The sequence below is a fragment of the Agrobacterium sp. T29 genome (genome assembly GCF_006970545.1).
In the GTDB taxonomy this organism is placed as follows: Bacteria; Pseudomonadota; Alphaproteobacteria; order Rhizobiales; family Rhizobiaceae; genus Agrobacterium; species Agrobacterium leguminum.
In genome coordinates this window covers 326,868-348,684 of the sequence record NZ_CP040642.1, presented here as the reverse complement: position 1 = coordinate 348,684, position 21,817 = coordinate 326,868, and the positions used below count along the sequence as shown (strand labels likewise).

The following is a 21,817-nucleotide window of genomic DNA, read 5'->3' as shown; positions in this document are numbered from 1 at the left end:
TTTGCAGAACGGCAGCTTTTTCCCAGTATCGGCTAGAACCGGATAGTCTGCTTCCGGCCCCAATCAGCCATTCCCGAGAACAAGTAGCTGCCCGTACACGGAAGTTCGGCGCGAACTTATCGGCCAAACGACTGGGCCGGCGCTTCGAGTCCTTTCAAGAGCAAATGAAAACCTCACTTGCCTGTCTTGTGAAGAGGAAGTTGTACGCGCTGGGATTTCGTCCGGAGGCTACAGGCGCCATTCGCAATGTTAGTCGGATACAGAGACCAATTGCCGAGCTGGCAGGAGACGTCCTATCAGCATGATGAGGCCTTCGGTCACTACAGCAATACCCATGGGCAGCGCCAGGGATAGCCCGCGCAGGGACTCGGTCTCGGTCATCAACTCGGTGATAGTGCCGCCCTCGAAGGAAGAATACTGGCGAAATGGGTCAAGGCCTGCAATGAACGACCCTATTATCGTTGCGACCGCGCATGCCGCGCATCGTATGGCCAACAGGTGCCTGCTCCGTCCGCTGGTGGCCAAGCAGAGCAATGAGAAGAAGCTTAGGAACATTGCCGCGGTGGAGTAGACGGCAGGTAGAGCTGCACTCACCATCTCAGATAAATCTATTATTGTGGTTTCCCCGTCGCCCGCGAGTGAGTTCCAGTCGGCCGGTTCTCCGCCGAATCCGGCAAACCAACTCATGGCAAGATAGGAAACCGGCTCGAGATTGATGCGGGGCAGGGCAGAAATCAAGCAGCTGGCAAATGCCAGGATCGCCAGCCGATCATAGGCAAATGACACCGTTTTCTGCGGTGCACTGACAAGGATCATCAAGACCACCGCAACGTTGAAAGTCATTGAGAGAACGAGCATTGCAAAATGATTTGCTGCACCGCCATAGAGGAGTGGTGTCGCGAAATTGACCGGGATCAAGAACACAAGGAGGAGCGAAAGCGCGAAGAATCTAAGCTTCGGCGTAGCGATCAGACCCGGTGTTCGAAGGATCGCGAGCCTTTCCCTCTGTGGAATGTGAGAAAAAGTCGGCGAAACCAGAGACCTCCAGAAATCGCGACCGGAGGTGGGGATCACCTGGCTGTTCGATGCGAACAGCTGGGTATAGGCTTCAAGCCCAACAGTCCATTCGGCCGCGGCAATATCGGCTCGGATCTCGATCAGGGAGGTGATGAAAGCGACCTGCCGCCGAAGCGCGAGCCAGCCGATCGGAAGTAGGATCAGCACCGAGCTCGTCATCAGGAGAATCCTGATCCACTCGGCGACGATAACAGTTCCGGCGGCGGACTGGCCGGCCATTCTTTGTGTTTCGTGAAACAGAAGGTAGCCGGTGGTCAGTGCCGAAAATCCTGCCGTAGCGAAGATAACACTCTGGATCGCTGCGACGACATAGGCAAGGATGCGAAGTGTCGTCGGATCACGATAGGCCACATGGGCGAGTTCATGAGCGAGAATCGCCCGCGCGATTGGCTCGTCGGAGACGACGCTTCGCCAAAGTCCGGCGCTGACGTGAATCTCCGCGTTGCCTGCTCGGTTGTGGGCATAGGCCGCGATATCCATTGCGGGAAACCAGCGTGCCGCGGGTACAGTTCCGGACTTCTTGAAATCCTTCCATATGGCACCGATCTGATCCGTCAGCTTTGCGGCATCCTTCCCGCCCAGATCCCGAAGCCGTAGCGCATCGGAACCAGAATGCCTCGCGCTCCACACCGCGCCCGCCACGCCGACCATGAGCGCTGAGAAACACGCGACGCTTATCGGACCATAGGTGCCTTCCTTGAGCCACAGAGCGGTGGGCCCTTCCGGATAGGCGGAGGACAGTATCGTGGCGCCGACCAGAAGCAGAAGAGCCGGAAACACTATAGCGAGAACTGGTAGAAGCACGGCCGCAAGCACGAAAAGATGCAGAGACAACTCGATAGTCGCGCTACGAGCACCGGTCGAAATGCGCACTTCTCCCCGCGGCTCACTAGGTTGCAAGGGCCTTCTCCAACTGCTTTGGTGCCGTTGCGGCAACAAGCGCTTCGATGTCCAGCGGCTTCAGCTTGCGCTGTTTGCCCACTGCTCGAATGGACTGGGCGAGCTTTTCGGCAGCGACGCGCTTCTCTTCCTCGGCGGCATTTCCGAACCATTTCTTGAATTGAGCAAGCGTCGCCTCGGCCGCCGATTTCCCGGCTCTCTCCGTGAATTCCTTCTGGTAGGCGGCCCAGAACTGGCGAGCGGCCTCGAGAAGGACGGGCACGATCAGCGCCCCGACGATTTCCAATCCGAGGGCACCGCCACGCTGCTCGGATCTCTGCGCCTCATCGAGCGCTTTGCCGAGCCCGCCTTCCTCGGCGTCGGCGGCAATCGCTTCGAGACTCATCGCCTCAATTTCGTGTCCGCCGCTTCGAAGGACGCCAGTGGCAAGCCAAACTGAAACTTCATCTGCATCGATCATTGCAGGGCTCCCGAGGTATTGTCGCTGCACGACGCCGTGCGTTTCCAATTTTTACGCTGAAGTGATCAGCAGCGATAGACAAGATCGCCCTTAAATTGCAAAAATCTCTTCCGTTGACTCAGCTGGCTGCTTAATGCTTGCAGCGATGCTTTCGAGGGAAGGTAAGATGCATCTAATCGTTTTCTGTGACGGAACGTGGAATACGCCTGACCAAGTGGAGGACGGCCTTCCGTCACCGACGAACGTCGTGAAGTTGCGCAATGCGCTTGCGCCGGCAGACAAGGATGGCCGCGAGCAACGCGTCTACTATCATCCAGGTGTTGGAACCGATGGTGGATGGTGGGGCCGTGTTGCCGGCGGTGGCATGGGGACGGGGCTCGACCGGAATATCATGAGCGCTTACAACTGGTTGGCGCGTAACTATCGGGATGGTGCCAAGATTTGGCTCTTCGGCTTTAGCCGCGGCGCCTATACGGTGCGCAGCCTTGGCGGCATGATCTCGCGTTGCGGCCTTCTTGATCCTACCAAGCTGCGGGAACTGGCGATCTGGGACAATGTCGGCTCGCTTTTCGAGAACTATCGCACGCCCGAAGGTAAAGCGAAGCCTGTGACGGCGACGAAGGGACTGCCCTACCACGGCGTTGCCACCGGGCAAAAGACCAAGCATTCTGTCCCGATCCATTTCATCGGCGTGTGGGATACGGTCGGAGCACTCGGTGTCCCCGACGACCTTGCGCTACTGAATCTCCTCGACGATCCGGCAAAACATAGCTTTCACGATACCGAACTGAGCCCGGTCGTCGCCCATGCCCGCCATGCCATCGCCATTGACGAACGGCGGCAGAGTTTTATGCCGACCCTATGGACGAATGTCGAGGACCGTCCGACAGTCCGGCAGATCTGGTTTCCCGGCGTGCACGCTGACGTCGGCGGAGGTTATGGCCGCGCCGGGCTTTCCGACGGTGCTCTCGACTGGATGGTCGAGGAAGCGAAGGGGCAGGGGCTTCACTTCAGGAAGGGCCTAGAGAAGCAACTCGCCGCGGATCCCCTTGGCCTTTTGCATGATTCGGTGACTGGTGTGTTCAAGGCGCTACGCACGCGGCCTAGGGCCGTGCCGATTTTCGCGGAGAGCAGCAAGATGCTTCATCGCTCGGCCTGGGAGCGTCACGATAATCCACCCTTGGCGCAGGGCGACTATTGGAAGACACACCGCCTTGAGGCGGGACAAACGAAGGAAGTCGACGTTTTCGCTCGCGAGCGATGGAATTCGACCGGCCTCTTCCTGGAAGCTGGTGTGACCTATCGGTTCTCCGCCAAGGGAGAATGGGTGGACGGGGGCATAACTGCCCCCCCTGCCGGAACGAATGATGGGAAATTCCAGCTTGGCGAGGCCGTTCAGTTTGCTTCCTCGCTATGGGGCAAGGGCGAACAAGTCCTCACGAAACTGACCGGCAATCACCAGGTCGATTTCTGGTACACTAAGCGGGAAGAGGCGGCGCCTTGGTTTGCCCTGATCGGGATGGTCGCAAATGGGGTGCTGCCGGAGATGGAGCCCGAGGATAGATTGAGTTTTGCGCCGCATGAGATTTTCGAAATCGGCGCAAAGCGGTCTTTTACGCCGCGCGGGAGCGGCTACCTCTACGCCTTTGCGAATGATGCATGGCAGGCGTACGAGAACAACCGCGGGAGCGTGAGGCTCACGGTCGAGCGATAACGGAGCAGTCTGAACGGTGGCGTCGCCTTAACCGCGTGGTTGGGATAGGCTTGATATTCAGAGTGTTATGACCGAAGCTCCCCACGCGCACTTTAGACGCTAATGCTTTCCCGCCGAGATCATCGCCCACGCGGTTGGGCTCTATTATCGGTTCCCGCTCAGCTACCGCGACGTCGAGGATCTGTTGGCGGGGGGCGGCATCAGCGTTTCTTTCCACACCGTCTCGGAATGGGTGGCTAAATTTGGCTTGAAGTTCGCCATCAGATACGACGGCGCTCACGAGGCAACTCAATGAGATGGTGGTGACGATCAAGGGAAAGAAATACTGGGTGTGGCGTGCCGACGATGCCAACGGTTACGTCCTCGACGCCCTGCTGCAAAGCTGCTCAAGGATCAGGGTGCCGCCCCGCGGGTGACAGTGACTGACAAGCTGCGTTCCTTATTCGTCCGCGAAGGCAGAACTGATGCCGGGCGTCGAGCATAGCTTGCACAAGGGATTGAGCAACCGAGCAGACAATTCCCATTTGCCGTTACGGCGGCGAGAGCGACGAATGATGCGCTTCAAGTCCACGCGACAATGTCAGCGTTTCGTCTCTCTTTAAAATCGATCAACTCTATTTCCTCTGCGCAATCCACCTATCGGATTTTCGATTCCTTACCCACTTAGGTGTTGTCGAAAATCCAGGCTGCAATGGTCGACTCCGCGATGGAGCGATAGAATACGGTTTCCCAGGCATTGGCGCCTTCCAGACGCGCTTTGCTCGCGCACAGATCGTCCAGATAAGACTTGAACTGCGCCATGCTGTCACGATGCGGGCGATTGCCGAACAACATGTCGTCGGGGAGCTCTTTGAGCCGTTGCCAGCGCTTCCCGAGAAAAGTTCGAAAACTGGTTTTCAGCACCACGTTCTGGACATGGAAGCCGACATTCGCGCGCTGCGGATGATCCTGGGCAAGCAATAGCCGGATCGCGAAAGTTGGAGCATGATCGGCAGGACTGAAGTCGCATGTGAAGAGCGGCTGGTTCATGCATGCATCATAATAAGGGTGAAGGATCCGCGTTCCGTGCGCTGCATCGGCAACGACGCGACCGCGCTTCGAATTGCAGGCGCATGCGGGTACGAGGTTGTAGGACAGCAGCGCGAACTCCGTATGGGTCGCTCTCGGGAGGAAATGGTCGAGTGTGACCGGGTCTTGTCCGCCGCACATGGGGCACGTCTCGCCCGCCAGGCCCGCGCGCATATCCTCGATGTAATCGAGCTTTTTGGGCGGTGACTTATAGAGGTGAAGCAATTCCTCTTTTTCCGTCGCGGTTAATCGAGCCGGCCGAATGACCAGGGGATTGCCTTGTTGGGCGTCATAGCGGGCCGCCGCTCGAGCCACCCGCAAGCCAAACTTCAGGAGATGGGGGTAGGAACGCAGATCTTTCTGACGAGTGGTCTCCGCGACGCTCGCTGATTGGCATGTCGCAGGTTTAGGGACGTGACGCATTGGCATTCAATATCTTGGAGATCAGATCGGGCGAAGTTTGGCCTTCAAGCACTCGAGCGATTTCCTCGGCGGAGCCCGTCGCCGTCATCAGCTTGGCATAGGCGCGCGCCCTATCTTCGGTCGTCGCCATCTCATCCTCGCCAAAGACGAAGAGCGAGAGCATGCCGACATCGGCGCCAAATGTTCTCATGCGCGGTTTCGTGAATTCGACGTCTGATTCCGGATAGGTCCCGTTTGCCGGTTCTCGCATCAGGTAGACGAGGTTCTCCTCCGCGCATCGGACAACATAAGCTGAATGGGTGGAGATGAACGCCACCGAACCGGTCAGTTCGAGGAGCCGGTGAAGCGCCCCCATCAACGCATCGACGAATTGCGGATGCAGATAGACCTCCGGTTCGTCCATCAACACAGCCGAGCCGTTCTCGATGTGAAGCGAGGAAAACGCACAGAAGCGGATATAGGCTTCTTCGCCGGAACTCAGCGCTCGGGTCCCTGTTGTCATAAGCCCGCGCGTGGTGTCGATGATGAAAGCGAATTCCTCGAGCGACTGCCGATGTGCGTTGCCGAAAATATCGATGTATTCCACGGCATTGCCCGCTTGCTCATCAATGCGAAGTCGCATTACGTCGATCGGCCCGAACCGGTCATGCCACAGATAGAGCGGTTCATCTTTACGGACGCTACTGACGCTCTCCTGAAAAATCGCCAGCCGCTTTCGCTCTGCAATCGTCTCGTCGGCCGTGATCAATTCGATGACAGCATCGATCGCACGGGTGCTCGTCGGGCGCGGATCATCCTGTAGATTGAAAACGCGATATCCGTTTTGCCGGCGCTGCGCGGTCTGTCTCGGAAATGCCTTCGAGACGCGTGCGCCGGTGAAGAAGCAGAGCAGCCGCGAAGCCCGGAACTCGTCAGCGTGTTGGCTGCCGAACAGATCTCGTGACGGTTCAAGCATCAGACTGGCCACTTCTCTCAGGAAGTGGCTCTTGCCGATGCCGTTCTTGCCGATCAGGACCGCCGTCCTCGCGCCCAAGTCGGACACCTTTCCGAACTCGAAGGCGACGTTTTGGACCTGATTGCTACGGCTCTTAAAGCCCATCCGAAAGGCCGGCTGCGACATCGAGATTGCAGCACTCTCGGTCATGCTCAGGATCTGGTGCCCGCGTAAGTAGATCTGCATCTCCTCGGGACTGCGGATGATATTTTTCAAATGTCTTCTATTGAGCGAGGCGCTCCTAATGTCGATGGAGTTCGGCCGATATTTCTTAAGCGCCATCAAATCATGAAGGGCTACCAGGAATTCGACGGCGAATTCGGGCCGGATCTCTCGAACCAATCTTCGGTACGCCATCAACTCGTGACCTAGTGACACGAACGAGACCGGTGCCGTACGTGTCAGGGCGGAATAAGTATCGTTCGGGCCCCTGGTCTCCTCCAGGCTCTTGATCGCTTCTTTCGCCTCGAGCCGCGATTGATTGGATCTCGCATAAAATTCCAGTTTGAACGGGCCGAACGTTGCCCGTTCGTAGCGGTCAGTCAGTCTCGCCTCCCACATGTCTCCAGACAGGGGGTAGATGAAGATAGCGTCGCTCAGACGGCGGCGGCTCATTTCATGCTCGACGAAACCATCACTGATCGAGCTATGGTCGAGGAGAAATACATTCTGATACACGTCCCGCCCCTTTCCTTCCGATCCATTCAATTATTGAACAGAGATGAAAGTTTGGTTGCAATTGCAAGTATGGCTTGCGGGCGACGCGGTCGATGGCGATCGCGCCGATGTCAGAACATGATCAGAGCCGGATCCCCGAAAGGCGCGACTGGCCTGGGGTATTCCGTTTGCCGCTCGCGAGCCGGCAGACGCAAGGGAAGCTTCGTCGCGGAAATGCCTGCTTTTTTGCGAGTTACGCCCACTCTTCACGGTGGCTGGAGTTGGTCCTGCAAATCGTGCAGGAAGCAACCAGAAGGAGGATCGCGAGGCGATCGGTTTTCAGATGAAAAGAGATGAGATCGAGAGTTTGAGAAGTAAGGTCGGATGTCTGGCGGTTTTGGAAAATGCCGGATTCGCAGTTGATAAACGAGAGTGTACCAGGCGCATCCGTCCGCCGGTTGCAAGTCAAAGGAGGGTCGGAGAAAGCGCCTGCCGCAATTTGTGGGCAAAACTGGCGAGCCGCAATCTGCAACGTTACTCCCAGTTCCTCGACGGCGGTAGGCTGCAGATTCAATTGTGGAATGATCGTTGGGGCACTTCCTCTGGCGCTCAACTTTTCCTACATGTTGCTAGCATAACACACCACAACTGGATCGATGCCGATGACCGCTCATTTTCCGGTAAAGCCCGCAGACCCGTTTCTGCTTCGCTTTGCCACGCCGAGATCCGCCGAAGCCGAGATGCCGGGCCGCTATTCGCACGAGCTGGGGGTATGGGTGGTGGACGGGGAGAACGGTGCCGTCCCAATCATCGAAGTTGCCGGCGGCGGGCTGGTCGCAACGCAGAGCAAAACCATGACGCAGGTCGAGGTGGACGACGACGATCCGTCGCATTTCGGGGGGCTGGAGACAAGCACCGGAACGCGTGTTCGGCAGGAAGTGGACGATGAGGATGCTTCCCTGTGTCTTCCCGAGCTGCAGACAAAGACTAAAGTCCTACAGGAGCGGGATGACGAAGCGATGGCGCCATCCTGGTGAGTACGCGTTCCAGACTGATCCTCCTCTTAACCAATAAGCGCGACGTCACGACAGATTACGTCGTTATGGAAATGCGTCGGCGCGGTCTGCGCTTCCTCCGACTGAACACCGAGGACCTGCCGCAGCACGAGATCGCGATGGCCGAGGGCGACCCTTCGAAACTGACGCTGACTGGACCGGCCGGGGATTTTTCCATCGCAGACGTGACGGGTGCTTACTACCGGCGACCAGGTAATATCGAAGTTGCTGGAAGTGACGCCGTTGCCGAATACGTCGTAGCGGAGTGGTCAGCGATAGTCCGGAGTCTCTGGAACGCGCTTGAAGGGCGGTGGCTGAATTCGCCGTTCTCCATCCTGCGCGCCGAGGACAAGCCTAGGCAGCTCGCCGCCGCCCGTCGAGTGGGCCTCTGTATCCCTGATACCCTCGTCACTAATGCTTTCGAGAAGGCGCGCGACTTCCTTGAGGTAGGGCCGACGGTTGCTAAGCCGCTCCGGCAAGCGCTCATCAACGACGGCGAGATCGGCAGCGTCGTCTTCACCAGCAGGGTAGATGCCCTCGAGGCGGCTGACGCGGAGGGCTTCCGGCGTGCGCCGATAATCATGCAGCGAGAAGTGCCGAAACGGTACGATATCCGGGTAGTTGTGGTGGACGATCGGGTGTTCGCGACACGCATACTGTCCCAAGCTCATCATGAGACACAGGTCGATTGGCGGAAGGGGGTTCGTACAGATCTCGACCATGAGGTTATGGATCTGCCAGCTGATGTGGCATTGGCCTGCATTTCGGTCACCCGCGATCTAGGCTTGCGTTTCGCCGCGATTGATCTCGTTGAGGATCTGGATGGCCGCTTTTGGTTCCTAGAGGCCAACCCAAATGGGCAGTGGGCTTGGATCGAGCAGCGGACAGGAGCCCCTGTTACGGCCGCGATCGTGGATTCCCTTTACGCAGGCGCTTCATGAACTGGCATCAGATCGGAAGCTGGATCTTCCCCTACATCGAGCCGCTCACTCCTGCGCAGAAGAACGACGAGGCGCAAAGGCTTCAAAAAGATCTGGCTGCGATCCGGGCGGCGGCATGGAATTCGAATGAGGAACGGGCGCTAGACGAGGCGCAGAAGGTGGCGGCCGCCGAGATGGAGAGAGTTCGCACGGCTGAGGCTAAAGCGACGACCTATCTGGCGGTACTCGCAGCGCTAGTTCCGATCATCATCACCCTGCAAGGGGCGAACTGGGAGAAGAAGGCGGGTCCCGCTCCAGACGCGGCGAGACTCTTCGTGCTGGCGCTGTCGACCTTCTACGTGGCCGGAGCTGGGTTCAATGCCTTCAAGACCCTACAAGTCAGGGGCTTTCAGAAGGTCGGCGAGTCCGAGATCGTGGCGGCATGGAAGTCACCAAATCCCTTTCGTAGGCTTTGCCGCGGTACTCTGCTCGCGACACGCAATTCCAGGGACGTGGTCAACGAGAAGGTCACACGCATCCTAGTTACGCACGAGCACCTACTGCGAGCGTTCGGATTATTCATCTTGCTCCTTCTGCTCGACCCGCTGTTCTACGCGATGGGCTTCCGCAACGTAACGCAGGACCAACCGACGCCGAAGGTCGCCATTCAGACACCGGCAGCTGGCGTTCCGTCCGAACTGAAAAGCACAATCGCTCAGCCAACGGTTCCGCCCGGGGGGAACACCGCTCGCACGGCAGCATCTGAGGCGCAATCACAAGAGCGGGACGAGCCACGAACAGATCCTAGAAGCGCCGATCCGTTGCCGATGCAGGCGTTTCCACAGCCCGGAGCTGCTCCGGCTCTCCAGATCGCCCCTGTGCCGCAGGTCAGGGGCGCAGCTCCATGATGCTACTGAAGGCAGCAATCGTCGCGCCCGACACTTCGCACTGGGCCAATTGGATCGATGCCGCCATCACGCCGGCATCGCCCAAGGGGCAGATAGCTCGCGATCTATATCAGCGTCTGCTCGATCAGGGACGTATTCCGTTTCTATCATGGCATCATTTGGAGGAGTTGCTGGTCGTGGACGATCCGGCGAACGCCCGCGCGCGAGTGGCGTATCTCCAGTCACTTCCGTTGTTGGCATGGATGCGGATGTCGGGAGAGCGGATTCTGGGCGGGATCGTCGACATCCTCGCGGCCGAGGCGATCGCCTACGACTCCGGCTGCCGGACCATGGCGGAGTGCGAGACCACGTGCGATCGATTCTGCTGGCGACAGGAACCGGCCTTGCCGCTATCGGAGAGGACAGCTGGGTCTGGGACGTCGCGCGGCCGATCATGAGGGAGAGGCGCCAGCACATTGGTATGGTGGCGGCTCTCTCGGGTATGCGGACGATGGACGAGAGCCAGACGATAGGACAGCTGTGCAAGCAGAAGATCCGCGCGCCTGCCGACCGACAGAAGGTCATGGCTAAGACGCATCGTAACGCCTTCTTCCGGGCCAAGGCAGCCGACCCTCGGCGGAGCGACGCAGAGGCGTTAGAGATGGCGAATGAGTTCGTTCTGCGCGTCATGCAGGAGATGCCAGCGATGGACGTGACGGTCCGTCAGATCCTCGTTGACGCCTACTGTAGGCAGGGGATCGACGAGCGCGAAATACGCGACGAGTGCACCATCGCAGAACTGTCCGAGCTGGGTACGTTCAGGTTGCATCTGCGCGTCGTCGCCGAGAAAGCCGGGGTGCCTTTCGAGCGATTGAAGCGGGTGAGCATGCAGAGCCTCCCAAGCTGGCGAATAGCCAATGCACTAAAACGCCATGGACAGGAGCGCCCCACTCGGCCGGGCAGCGACGTCCACGACCAGCACCTCGCGGTATTGGCAGCTTACACCGACGTGCTGTTCGTCGATAAACGCACCCTTGAGGACTTCCGCAGGGTCAAGTCAAAGGAGCCCGAGCTGAGCGGGCTGTTCGGCACCGTAACGAGGGCAAGCGTGTTCGAGGCCATTGCTGACTGACAGCGCTGTTCGACAAGCTGGATCGAGGGGAGGGCTGGAGTGTTTACGTCATCGGCCATGGCCGCTAAGGCTGGGTGGGCCAAATGGTCAACCGATATGGCAAGTAGTTGCCCATGTTGGACAATTATTCGTCGCCATTTCCATCAGAACGCGGGGCGAGGGTTCGATTCCTTTCAAGACCTATAAGTTAGACGGCATCTCTCATTGAGTATTTTGTCTATTTCACATGATCACTGCTAACGACTTCAAACTCTAGCCACTGCTGGAAAAGTTCTGCGATGGGGTGGGTCTGCTTTTGTTCTGCACGCACGACGAAATAGGCATTCTCGGTCGACATGGGCGCATCCATGATCGATATCAGAGCGCCGGAGCGGACTTCGTCTTCGATCAGATATGTCGGTAAGAGAGCGACACCCAGCCCGGCGACAGCGGCTGCCATTAGCATGGAAAACTGATCAAAGCGTGGGCCGGGATAGGCGTTATCCACGGTCACATCATGGTGCTGGCACCATTCCGCCCACAGTTTGGGGCGTGTTGTCAGGTGCAAGAGTGGGGCGTTGCCCGGCGGGGGTCGGTTATCGGCGATGATAGCGCGCGCAAGTGCGGGGCTTGTCATAGGCACTACCGTTTCGTGGCAGAGAAATGTGGAAATTCCGCCCGCCCAGGCTGGCTGGCCGTAATGAATCGCCAGATCGAAATTGTCTTCTGCGAAGCTGAAAGGCTTTGAACGGGATTCCACGGTGATCGCCACATCATTGTGCTTTTGCATAAAGCGGCCGAGGCGGGGTACGAGCCATTTGGTGCCGAATGTCGGCAATGTGGCAATCCGCAACGAGGATTTCATCTGTCCCGCTGCAACTGCGCCGATCATCAGTCGTTCCGATCTGAGCAGCAAATCCTTCACTTCCGGTAAAAAACGCTGCCCAGCCTCCGAAAGGATCACACGGCGGCGAATGCGCTCGAAGAGTTGCAAGCCTGTTTGCAGTTCAAGTTCTGCAATCTGGCGGCTGACCGCACTTTGCGTGAGGTTAAGCTCTTGCGCTGCCCTCGAGAAATTCTGGTGGCGCGCAGCGCATTCGAACGCTTGCAGATTGACTATATCCGGTATCAAGCTCCTGCGCATATCTATTCCAATTCCGCATCAACTTAACAAAATGTCTCACAACAAAGGCAAGGATAACCTGGTTATATTGCTTTTCAAGAATGAAGTCGCACAATTTCAGAGGATCATGCCAGCATGTCCAGTTATGCCTCTACAAATGAAATCCGCGCAGCCTTTTCAGGTGCGATGTCGGAAATGTACCGTAACGAGGTTCCCGCCTATGGCACGCTGATGGCACTCGTGGCACGCGTTAATGACGAGACGCTGGCTCAAAAGCCTGATCTCAAGGAGCGCCTTTCGGCAACCGACAATCTCGACCGCATTTCCGAGGAGCGCCATGGGGCCATTCGCCTCGGTACTGCGGAGGAACTGGCCACCATGCGCCGCGTCTTCGCCGTGATGGGCATGTCTCCGGTAGGATATTACGATCTTTCGACGGCGGGGGTGCCGGTCCATTCGACAGCTTTCCGGCCGGTCGGTGACGAGGCGCTGAAGCGCAATCCTTTCCGCGTCTTTACATCGTTGCTGCGGCTCGATCTGATCCCCGACGAGGCTTTGCGCACCGAGGCCGCCCGTATTCTGGCGCAACGCCGGATATTCACGCCTAGAGCTATCGTCCTTGTAGAGAAGGCGGAGCGGGATGGCGGCCTGTCGAAAGAAGATGCCGATTGTTTTGTACAGGAGGTGCTGGAAACATTTCGTTGGCATGACAAGGCTATTGTCGATGTGAATATGTATCACCGCCTCCATGATGCGCACCGCCTGATTGCGGATGTGGTTTCCTTCCGTGGCCCGCATATCAATCACCTCACGCCACGCACGCTGGATATCGACAAGGTGCAGGCGCTGATGCCCGCTTTTGATATTGCGCCCAAGGCCGTTGTCGAGGGGCCGCCGACCCGTGAATGTCCGATTCTCTTGCGTCAGACCTCGTTCAAGGCGCTTGAAGAAGCCGTTTCATTCCCCGATGGCGAGGGGGGATGGAAAACCGGCTCGCACACGGCGCGTTTTGGGGAGATAGAGCAGCGCGGCATCGCGTTGACCCCGAAGGGACGTGGCCTCTACGACCGGCTGCTTGATGAAACGCGAAAGATGGTTCGCCCGGCTGCCGATGGCTCCAATGCGCGCGAATACGAAGCTGCTCTGGCCGGCACGTTCGGGGCATTCCCCGATGACTGGGCGCAAATCCGCGCAGAAGGTTTGGGATATTTCAGCTACTCGCTGACTCCGAAGGCAACCGACGCCGAATTCGCCTCTGTGCCCGATCTTGAAACACTCATTGCAGATGGCTTGGTTCGATTCGATCCTGTTGTATACGAGGACTTTCTGCCGGTAAGTGCGGCGGGTATATTCCAGTCCAATCTCGGTGACGGCGCGCAGCATGAGTTTGTTGCAAGCCCCAACCAGACGCGTTTCGAGGCCGATCTTGGGGCGAGTGTGCTCAACGAGTTCGACCATTACGCCGCCATTGAAAAGGCCTCTATCGAGGCCTGCCTCGCCGCGTTTTCCAGCCGTCTCCTGGCCGGCTGATCTGCCGCACCGGCAATTTCCCGATTTCCAAACCGGAGTTTTGAACGATGAACATCACCGTTAAATCCGCATCCGTTGCAGAAGAAGCCGCCGCCATTCTCGAACGCCTTGGCGTCGAAAAGTCACTTTATACCGCAGGTGATATGGATTCGTTTTCGCCGGTCACCGGCGAGAAAATTGCGAAGCTGAAAACCGCAATGCCGGAGCAGGCCAAGGCGGCCATCGATAAGGCCGATGACGCATTCCGCCAGTGGCGCCTGGTTCCTGCCCCGCGGCGCGGCGAACTGGTGCGCCTGCTCGGCGAAGAACTGCGTGCCGCCAAGGCTGATCTCGGTCGTCTCGTATCCATCGAAGCCGGGAAAATCCCCTCCGAAGGACTTGGTGAAGTGCAGGAAATGATCGACATCTGCGATTTCGCGGTCGGCCTTTCCCGTCAGCTATACGGCCTGACAATCGCCACGGAGCGGCCGGGCCACCGGATGATGGAGACCTGGCATCCGCTCGGTGTTATCGGCGTTATCTCCGCCTTCAATTTCCCGGTCGCTGTCTGGGCCTGGAATGCTGCGCTCGCCATCGTCTGCGGGAATAGCGTTGTATGGAAGCCTTCGGAGAAGACCCCGCTGACGGCGCTTGCCGCGCATGCGGTTCTTGCGCGGGCCATCAGCCGCTTCGGCGATGCGCCGGACGGTCTTTCGCAGGTGCTGATCGGCGATCGCGAAATCGGTGAAATCCTCGTGGAGCACCGGAAAGTGCCGCTGGTTTCGGCCACGGGCTCCACCCGTATGGGCCGCGATGTGGGCCCGCGTCTGGCGAAACGCTTCGCCCGCGCCATTCTCGAACTCGGCGGCAATAATGGCGGCATTGTCTGCCCTTCCGCCGATCTCGATATGGCGCTGCGCGCCATCGCGTTCGGAGCCATGGGCACTGCGGGTCAGCGCTGCACCACGCTTCGCCGCCTGTTTGTCCATGAAAGCGTCTATGACAGGCTCGTGCCGCGTCTGAAAAAAGCTTATGGCAGCGTTTCCGTGGGCAATCCCCTGGATGGCTCCGCCTTGGTCGGCCCGCTGATCGACCGGCTGGCTTTTGACAGCATGCAGAAAGCATTGACCGAGGCGCGCCTGCACGGCGGCGTGGTTCATGGCGGCGAACGCGTCGATTGCGCTGCTGCGGAGGCATTTTACGTCAAGCCCGCGCTGGTCGAGATGCCGAAGCATGAAGGCCCGGTACTGGAAGAGACCTTCGCACCTGTCCTCTATGTCATGAAATATAGCGATCTTGACGCCGTCATCGAGGACCATAATACTGTTGGCGCCGGTCTTTCGTCATCGATCTTCACGCTCGATATGCGCGAAGCGGAGCGTTTTCTGGCCGCCGATGGTTCTGATTGCGGCATCGCCAATGTCAATATCGGCACATCGGGCGCGGAAATCGGCGGCGCCTTCGGTGGAGAGAAGGAAACCGGCGGGGGCCGTGAATCCGGCTCCGACGCCTGGAAGGCCTATATGCGCCGCGCCACCAACACCATCAACTATTCGAAATCGCTGCCGCTGGCGCAGGGTGTTTCATTCGATATCGATTGAGGGCGTGCACATGACAATTTCCACCACCATAGTGGAGGCGGGTTTCAAACCCGCCTCGAGGATCGCCTCTATCGGCGTTTCGAAAATTCTCCAGATCGGTGCGCGTGCTGCGGCGATGAAACGCGAGGGGCACCCTGTCATCGTGCTCGGCGCGGGCGAGCCGGATTTCGACACGCCCGATAACATCAAGCATGCCGCCAAAGCGGCCATCGATGCGGGCGATACGAAATATACCGCACTCGACGGGACCCCCGCGTTGAAAAAGGCCATCGTCGCCAAATTCAGCCGCGAAAACCACATTGACTATACGCCCGATGAAATCACGGTAGCGACCGGCGCCAAGCAGATATTGTTCAATGCCTTCATGGCGACGCTCGATGCGGGCGATGAAGTTATTATTCCCACGCCTTACTGGACATCCTATTCGGATATCGTGGAGATTTGCGGGGGCGTGTCCGTTCTGATCCCCTGCGATGCGAGCGCCGGGTTCCGGCTGCAGGCAGAGCAGCTCGAGAAGGCGATTACGCCGAAAACCCGCTGGGTGCTTCTCAACTCGCCTTCCAACCCTTCGGGCGCCGCCTATAGCGAAGCCGACTACCGGCCCCTGCTCAATGTGCTCTTGCGCCACCCGCATGTCTGGCTGATGGTTGACGACATGTACGAGCACATCGTCTATGACGATTTTCGCTTTGTAACGCCGACGGCAATAGAGCCGTGCCTGAAAGAGCGGACACTGACCATTAACGGTGTTTCGAAAGCCTATGCCATGACTGGCTGGCGTATCGGTTATGCCGGCGGCCCGAAGGCGTTGATAAAGGCAATGGCGGTCATCCAGAGTCAGGCGACATCGTGCCCATCCTCCATCGGCCAGGCAGCCTCTGTCGAAGCGCTCGCCGGGCCGCAGGATTTTCTGAAGGAACGGCAGCTGAGTTTCCGCCGTCGCCGCGATCTTGTCGTGGCGCGTCTCAATGCCATCGATGGGCTGGAGTGTCGCACACCGGAGGGGGCGTTCTACACGTTTTCCAGCTGTGCGGGCATCATCGGTAAGGTCACTCCGAAAGGAAAGCGGATTGAGGCGGATCATGATTTTACCGATTATCTTCTGGAAGACGCCCATGTGGCGGTCGTTCCCGGCTCGGCATTCGGCCTCTCGCCTTTCTTCCGTATTTCCTACGCGACGTCGGAAGCCGAGCTGATCGAGGCGCTTGACCGTATCGCCCGCGCCTGCGCAGCCCTGAAAGGCTGACCGCCATGAAACGTGCAAGCCGATGATTCCACATCTCCGGTCCGCTTGCGGAGAAGTTCAGGCTCCTGCCGGTTTCTTTGAGCGTATCATTGAAGCCGGGTTCAGAGGAGATGTAGAAACATCGGCGGCCTCTCGCGGGGTCCTTGCCACCGACAACTCCATCTACCAGATGGAACCTGCCGGGGTGCTTTTTCCCGAAGATACCGGTGACCTGAAAATTGTTGCCAAGGTACTTTCAGAGCCTGCCTTTCGCAGCGTGGTCATCGCGCCGCGCGGCGGTGGCACCGGCACCAACGGTCAGTCGCTGACATCAGGCGTCGTGGTGGATTGTTCCCGCCACATGCGTCGGATCCTTGAGATCGATCCTGTGACGCGGGTGGCTCGTGTCGAGGCGGGGGTGGTGAAGGACCAGCTTAACCGGGCGCTCAGACCCCATGGCCTGTTCTTTGCACCGGAACTCTCGACTTCGAACCGCGCAACCATTGGCGGGATGATCTCTACCGATGCCTGCGGCCAGGGATCATGCCTCTATGGCAAGACCTCCGGCCATGTGCGCGGCCTGCGCGTGGTGCTCATGGATGGCTCGGACCTGTGGTCACGCCCGCTGGATAGCGCCGCATTGGCTGAAACGATGGCCCGTGATGACCAGACAGGTGAAATTTATCGCACTGTCGAGCAGATTACCCGCGAAAAGGCTGCCCGTATCCGCGAGATTTTCCCCGATCTTAACCGCTACATGACGGGTTACGACCTTGCCCATGTGCGGCGCGACAATGGTGATTTCGATCTCAACGCTATTCTGTGCGGCTCGGAAGGCACGTTGGCGATGATCGGCGAGGCCGAACTCAATCTGCTGCCGATCCCCGCGCATGTGGCGCTGGTGAATATCCGCTATGGCGATTTCAACACGGCGCTGGAACACGCGCGCGAGTTGACTGTCCTCAGGGTGGCTTCTGTCGAGACGGTCGACGAGAAGGTTCTTGGCCTGGCAAAGGGCGATATCGTCTGGAACGGCATTGCCGGTTTCTTTCCCGACGATGCGGCCGGTGCAGCCAACGGTATCAATATTGTCGAACTGCTGGCGGATGACGAAGGTGAGCTGGAGTTGCATCTGGCGCAGGTCATTGCGGTGCTCGATGCTGACACCAGCCACCGGGGATACACCATTGCCCGTGGGCATCAGGATGCGGAAGCGATCTGGGCGATGCGTAAACGAGCCGTCGGCCTGCTGGGCAATGTCGAGGGGCCGGTAAGGCCGGTGGCCTTTGTGGAAGATACGGCGGTGCCGCCGCAGAACCTTGCGGACTATATCCGGGAGTTTCGGGCGCTGCTCGATGATGCCGGTGTGTCTTACGGCATGTTCGGCCATGTGGATGCAGGCGTTCTGCATGTGCGTCCGGCGCTGGACCTGACCCGTGATGACCACACGCCGATGGTACGTCACATCAGCGATGCCGTTGTGGCGCTGACCCGTAAATATGGCGGCGTGTTATGGGGCGAGCACGGCAAGGGCGTGCGCTCGGAGTATGTGCCGGAGTTCTTTCAGGACCTTTACCCGGATTTGCAGCGTATCAAGCAGGCGTTCGATCCCGATAATCGCCTAAATCCCGGCAAGATCGCCACACCGGCTTCACAAGCTTTACTGAAAATCGACGAGGTGCCACTAAGAGGCAGCACCGATCGGATTATCGGCAACGAAATCCGTTCCGCTTTCGATAATGCTGCCTATTGCAATGGCAATGGTGCCTGTTTCGATTTCGATGAAACCAGCCCGATGTGTCCGTCCTACAAGGCAACACGCGACAGGCGCCATTCGCCCAAGGGCCGGGCGATGCTGATGCGCGAATGGCTGCGATTGCTTGCCGAAAAGGGAACCGATCCGCGAAAGGAGGCTGCGGCGTTGCGCGTCGGAATTGCGGCCTTGCCGGCATTTATTCGTCGGGCGGCAAACACGCTTAATCCGGCCAACAAAAGCGATTTCTCCCATGAAGTGCGTGAGGCCATGGACAGTTGCCTGGCCTGCAAGGCCTGTGCGGGACAATGTCCCGTTAAGGTAAGCGTGCCTGCGTTTCGCGCCAGGTTTCTGGAACTCTATTACAGCCGTTATCTGCGTCCGATGAAAGACCCGCTGGTTGCCGCCATCGAAACCACCTTGCCATTGATGATGCGGGTGAGGCCGCTCTATAACCTCGTGGCCGGAACCGGGCCGGGCCGCTGGTTTTTACGTATGGCTGGACTGACGGCGCTGCCATTGCTGCCCGCAATGCCGCTTGCCGACCAGGCACGTCGCCTCGGCGTCCCGACCGCCATCCGCGAGCGGATTGAAAAACTCACCCAGGCCGAGCGGGAGAGGGCGGTGGTGTTCGTGCCGGATGCGTTTACCGCGTCGTTCGATCCGGATGTGGTGCTTGCGGCAGTGAGGCTTGCTCGCAAGATGGGGCTTTTGCCCTTTCTTGCCGAGCCGCAGATCAATGGCAAGGCGTTGCATGTACATGGCTATCTTGGCCGTTTCGAGCGTGCGGCGGCACAAACGGCGCGTTATCTCCAATCGATTGCCGATCTCAAGGTGCCGCTTGTCGGGCTTGATCCATCGATGACGCTGGCGTTTCGCAGCGAATACAGATCGCTGCCGGGTGCGGCATTAAAGGCCACTGTACTTTTGCCGCAGGAGTGGCTGGCTGCACAAACCGGGTTGCTTCCGGAAATTTTGCCTCGGGAAGAGGGCGCCAGCTTCGGACTGTTGCTGCACTGTACCGAACGCAGCAATATTCCCGCCTCAGGAGGGCAGTGGAAACAGATTTTCGAAGGGTTGGGAATAAGCCTCGATGTCATCGATGTCGGCTGTTGCGGTATGGCGGGAACCTTCGGCCATGAGGTGCGCAACCGCGCGATATCCGAAAAGCTTTACGGCATGAGCTGGTCGGCGCCGGTGTCAAATGTAAACGGGAATAATGTGGTCATGGCCACGGGCTATTCCTGCCGCTCGCAGGTGAAGGTGATTGAGCAGAAGTCGTTGCCGCACCCGTTGCAGGTGATAGATCGGCTTATCGGCTCAAAAGACCCACTTTAAAAAAAACCATAGAAGAGGCCCGGGATGATCTTGTCGGACGTTCCAGGAATTCCATTGGAGGACCGGGCGCCGATTAATGCGAGCGTTTCCTCGACGCCTGTCCCGCAACAAAAGCGCCGGTGAACTGTACCGGCGCTCTGATTTTGTGCTGCGGCTTAGAAGTAGCGAACGTCTTCAGCTTCGATGCTCAGCGGGTCTTTGCCGCGCTTGGTTAGCCACGAATAGACCGGCGGAACGCGATCAGCGATCGATTCGACGTGAATGTCGATCAAGCATGGGCCGGATGTATAGGCAAATGCTTCGGCCAGTGCCTCGTCGAGTTCTTTCGAATTGGTGGCGGTCCAGGCCTTGACGTCAAATGCTTCCGCAATCGCCTGCCCGCGCGGCGGCATAAAATCCACGCCGAAGCACTGGTTGTGGCCCTTCAGGCGGTGAAGCCCTTTGATCCAACCGAAGGTGCCGTTGTTGAACAGCAGGAGAATGGCGGGAACCTGAAGGCGCAACAAGGTTTCAAGCTCGCCTACCGTCATGCCGAACGAGCCGTCACCGAACATGCCGATCGGCCGCCGGTCCTTGTTCGCAAACCACGCTCCAACTGTGGCTGGCAGCGCAGACCCCAGGCCGCCGAACGCGCGCGGTATGGCAAATCGGGTCCTGCGGTCTTTCAGTTTCAGGAAGCGGGTCATGTGCGGGGTTGGCGTGCCCGCGTCAGAGTAAATATGGGCCGGTTTCCCGTAGGCTTCCAATGCTTCGTTAAAGCAGCGCACGGCTTGTTCGGGGCGCAGCGGAGCGGCTTCGGAGCTCAAAAGCGCTTCGGCATTCTCCCAAAAGTTGGCGCGCAACCCGTTCAGTTCATCGACCCATTCCTGCGTCCTCGTCGCGTCATTATCAGCAGGGGCCATCTCGATCAGCCGCCGTAGAACAAGGCGCGCATCGCCCTGCACTGACAGCACGTTCTCGTAGTTATTGGCCATGATCTCGGGATCGATATCGATCTGGGCGACACGCTTGTTGAGCGTGATCTTCGGGAAGGTCCAGCCGATGGTCACGACCGATCCCATTCGCGATCCGACGAAGAGAACGAAATCGGCGTGTTCCAGAGACCAGTTGGCATGCGGATGAAATCCGTTGTCGCCAATGACGCCCACAGCCAGCCGATGATCGTCAGGCATGGTGCCCTGGCCGGTCATTGTGGTGCAGACTGGAATATTCAGGCGTTCAGCGAGCTCAGTGACCTCCGGTCCGGCGCAGGAGCGGTTGACGCCGCCGCCCGAAACGATCAGAGGTTTCTTGCTGCTTGTCAGCATCGACATCACCGCGTCTAGCTTGTCCTGCGGCGGAAGCGTGGGATATGCGGGAAACTGTCTGCATTCCGTCTCGACATGAAGCGATACCCGCACCGGGTCTACCTCGGCCAGCAGCATGTCTTCCGGAATTTGTAGGTGGACTGCACCTGGTTTGCCAGAGCACGCAACACGGAATGCGCGACGAATGATTTCCGGCAGTTTCTCCGCTGATTTCACCTGCACCGACATTTTAGTGATCGGGTCGAACAGGCGAGCGCAATCCAGCTCGGTCAAGACGCCACGGCCTTCACCGGGGAGGGGAATGTCGATCGTCAGCAGAATGACCGGAACCGAAGAGGAATTCGATTCAGCTACCGGAGGCAGCGAATACATGGCGCCTGCGCCCGATGGGCACTCGAAGACGCCGGGCTTGCTGGTAAAGCGTCCATAGGCATCGGCCATGTAACCGGCAGAGCGTTCGTCGCGTGCCATGACGTGGCGAATCTTGTCTTCTCGTTCCTGCAAGGCCTCGTAAAGAGGAACGTTGGTGTCCCCCGGTACGCCGAATATCACTTCGACCCCATATCCGATCAGCATGTCCACTAGAATATCTGCGCCGCGCACGACGGTCTCCTTTCGCTACTTTAAATTTCGGTCAAAACCTGACGCGGTTTGAGGATGATCACAGTGACCGATCCATGCCGCGGGAGGCATGA

General features: G+C 58.5%; 17 protein-coding genes and 1 pseudogene. 11 read left to right on the top strand and 7 right to left on the bottom strand.

Annotated features, from left to right (window positions below):
* Nucleotides 1-249 precede the first annotated feature (249 nt).
* On the bottom strand, nt 250-1,950 hold the full coding sequence (locus FGF54_RS26735; RefSeq protein WP_142781908.1) for a M48 family metalloprotease: 1,701 nt from the start codon (nt 1,948-1,950) through the stop codon (nt 250-252).
* 16 nt (nt 1,951-1,966) lie between these two features.
* Entirely contained in the window at nt 1,967-2,437 is a 471-nt protein-coding gene (locus FGF54_RS26730; RefSeq protein WP_142781907.1) for a hypothetical protein, read from the bottom strand.
* Between the two features lie 166 nt (nt 2,438-2,603).
* Between FGF54_RS26730 and FGF54_RS26725 the strand changes: the two genes are divergently transcribed.
* Both FGF54_RS26725 and FGF54_RS26720 read left to right on the top strand, forming a co-directional pair.
* On the top strand, nt 2,604-4,151 hold the full coding sequence (locus FGF54_RS26725; protein WP_142781906.1) for a DUF2235 domain-containing protein: 1,548 nt from the start codon (nt 2,604-2,606) through the stop codon (nt 4,149-4,151).
* Nucleotides 4,152-4,269: 118 nt separating this feature from the next.
* A pseudogene (locus FGF54_RS26720) lies at nt 4,270-4,747 on the top strand (transposase); the annotation flags it as partial.
* Between the two features lie 67 nt (nt 4,748-4,814).
* Here the strand turns inward: FGF54_RS26720 and FGF54_RS26715 are convergent.
* The 3 genes from FGF54_RS26715 to FGF54_RS27465 all read right to left on the bottom strand — a co-directional run bounded on the left by FGF54_RS26715 (nt 4,815) and on the right by FGF54_RS27465 (nt 7,906).
* Nucleotides 4,815-5,648 carry a hypothetical protein gene (locus FGF54_RS26715; protein WP_142781905.1) on the bottom strand — a complete coding sequence of 278 codons (834 nt, stop codon included), beginning with the start codon at nt 5,646-5,648 and terminating at the stop codon, nt 4,815-4,817.
* The gene (locus tag FGF54_RS26710) at nt 5,626-7,314 is read right to left on the bottom strand and encodes an AAA family ATPase (protein ID WP_142781904.1); all 1,689 of its coding nucleotides are present in this window, start codon (nt 7,312-7,314) and stop codon (nt 5,626-5,628) included. Before FGF54_RS26710 ends, FGF54_RS26715 begins: the two co-directional genes overlap by 23 nt.
* 232 nt (nt 7,315-7,546) lie before the next feature.
* A complete protein-coding gene (locus FGF54_RS27465) occupies nt 7,547-7,906 on the bottom strand; it encodes a hypothetical protein (protein ID WP_210247452.1) in 360 nt (119 codons plus the stop codon).
* Between the two features lie 49 nt (nt 7,907-7,955).
* Here FGF54_RS27465 and FGF54_RS26705 point away from each other — a divergent pair, with 49 nt between their 5' ends.
* Genes FGF54_RS26705 through FGF54_RS26685 form a run of 5 tightly spaced genes read left to right on the top strand, consistent with a single transcriptional unit; the run spans nt 7,956 to nt 11,287 of the window.
* Nucleotides 7,956-8,330 (top strand): hypothetical protein, encoded by a 375-nt coding sequence (locus FGF54_RS26705; RefSeq protein WP_142781903.1) that lies wholly within the window; start codon nt 7,956-7,958, stop codon nt 8,328-8,330.
* Complete coding sequence (locus tag FGF54_RS26700) at nt 8,327-9,289, top strand: MvdC/MvdD family ATP grasp protein (RefSeq protein ID WP_246667051.1); 963 nt, start codon at nt 8,327-8,329, stop codon at nt 9,287-9,289. The genes FGF54_RS26705 and FGF54_RS26700 overlap by 4 nt, the downstream gene beginning before the upstream one ends.
* Entirely contained in the window at nt 9,286-10,176 is an 891-nt protein-coding gene (locus tag FGF54_RS26695) for a hypothetical protein (RefSeq protein WP_142781902.1), read from the top strand. The genes FGF54_RS26700 and FGF54_RS26695 overlap by 4 nt, the downstream gene beginning before the upstream one ends.
* Nucleotides 10,173-10,613 carry a hypothetical protein gene (locus FGF54_RS26690; RefSeq protein ID WP_142781901.1) on the top strand — a complete coding sequence of 147 codons (441 nt, stop codon included), beginning with the start codon at nt 10,173-10,175 and terminating at the stop codon, nt 10,611-10,613. Before FGF54_RS26695 ends, FGF54_RS26690 begins: the two co-directional genes overlap by 4 nt.
* A gap of 53 nt (nt 10,614-10,666) precedes the next feature.
* Nucleotides 10,667-11,287 carry a hypothetical protein gene (locus FGF54_RS26685; RefSeq protein ID WP_142781900.1) on the top strand — a complete coding sequence of 207 codons (621 nt, stop codon included), beginning with the start codon at nt 10,667-10,669 and terminating at the stop codon, nt 11,285-11,287.
* A gap of 217 nt (nt 11,288-11,504) precedes the next feature.
* Here the strand turns inward: FGF54_RS26685 and FGF54_RS26680 are convergent, their stop codons facing one another.
* Complete coding sequence (locus tag FGF54_RS26680) at nt 11,505-12,416, bottom strand: LysR family transcriptional regulator (RefSeq protein WP_168208288.1); 912 nt, start codon at nt 12,414-12,416, stop codon at nt 11,505-11,507.
* Between the two features lie 108 nt (nt 12,417-12,524).
* Here FGF54_RS26680 and FGF54_RS26675 point away from each other — a divergent pair, with 108 nt between their 5' ends.
* From FGF54_RS26675 to FGF54_RS26660, 4 genes are read left to right on the top strand one after another with little or no spacing between them, the layout of a single operon-like run.
* Nucleotides 12,525-13,919 (top strand): VOC family protein, encoded by a 1,395-nt coding sequence (locus FGF54_RS26675; protein WP_142781898.1) that lies wholly within the window; start codon nt 12,525-12,527, stop codon nt 13,917-13,919.
* 47 nt (nt 13,920-13,966) lie between these two features.
* Entirely contained in the window at nt 13,967-15,499 is a 1,533-nt protein-coding gene (locus FGF54_RS26670) for an aldehyde dehydrogenase family protein (RefSeq protein WP_142781897.1), read from the top strand.
* 10 nt (nt 15,500-15,509) lie between these two features.
* Nucleotides 15,510-16,745, top strand: a complete 1,236-nt coding sequence (locus FGF54_RS26665; protein ID WP_142781896.1) for a pyridoxal phosphate-dependent aminotransferase — start codon at nt 15,510-15,512, stop codon at nt 16,743-16,745.
* 22 nt (nt 16,746-16,767) lie between these two features.
* Nucleotides 16,768-19,815, top strand: a complete 3,048-nt coding sequence (locus tag FGF54_RS26660; RefSeq protein WP_142781895.1) for an FAD-binding and (Fe-S)-binding domain-containing protein — start codon at nt 16,768-16,770, stop codon at nt 19,813-19,815.
* Between the two features lie 155 nt (nt 19,816-19,970).
* Here FGF54_RS26660 and FGF54_RS26655 read toward each other — a convergent pair whose 3' ends face one another.
* Complete coding sequence (locus FGF54_RS26655) at nt 19,971-21,725, bottom strand: thiamine pyrophosphate-binding protein (protein WP_142781894.1); 1,755 nt, start codon at nt 21,723-21,725, stop codon at nt 19,971-19,973.
* Nucleotides 21,726-21,817 lie beyond the last annotated feature (92 nt).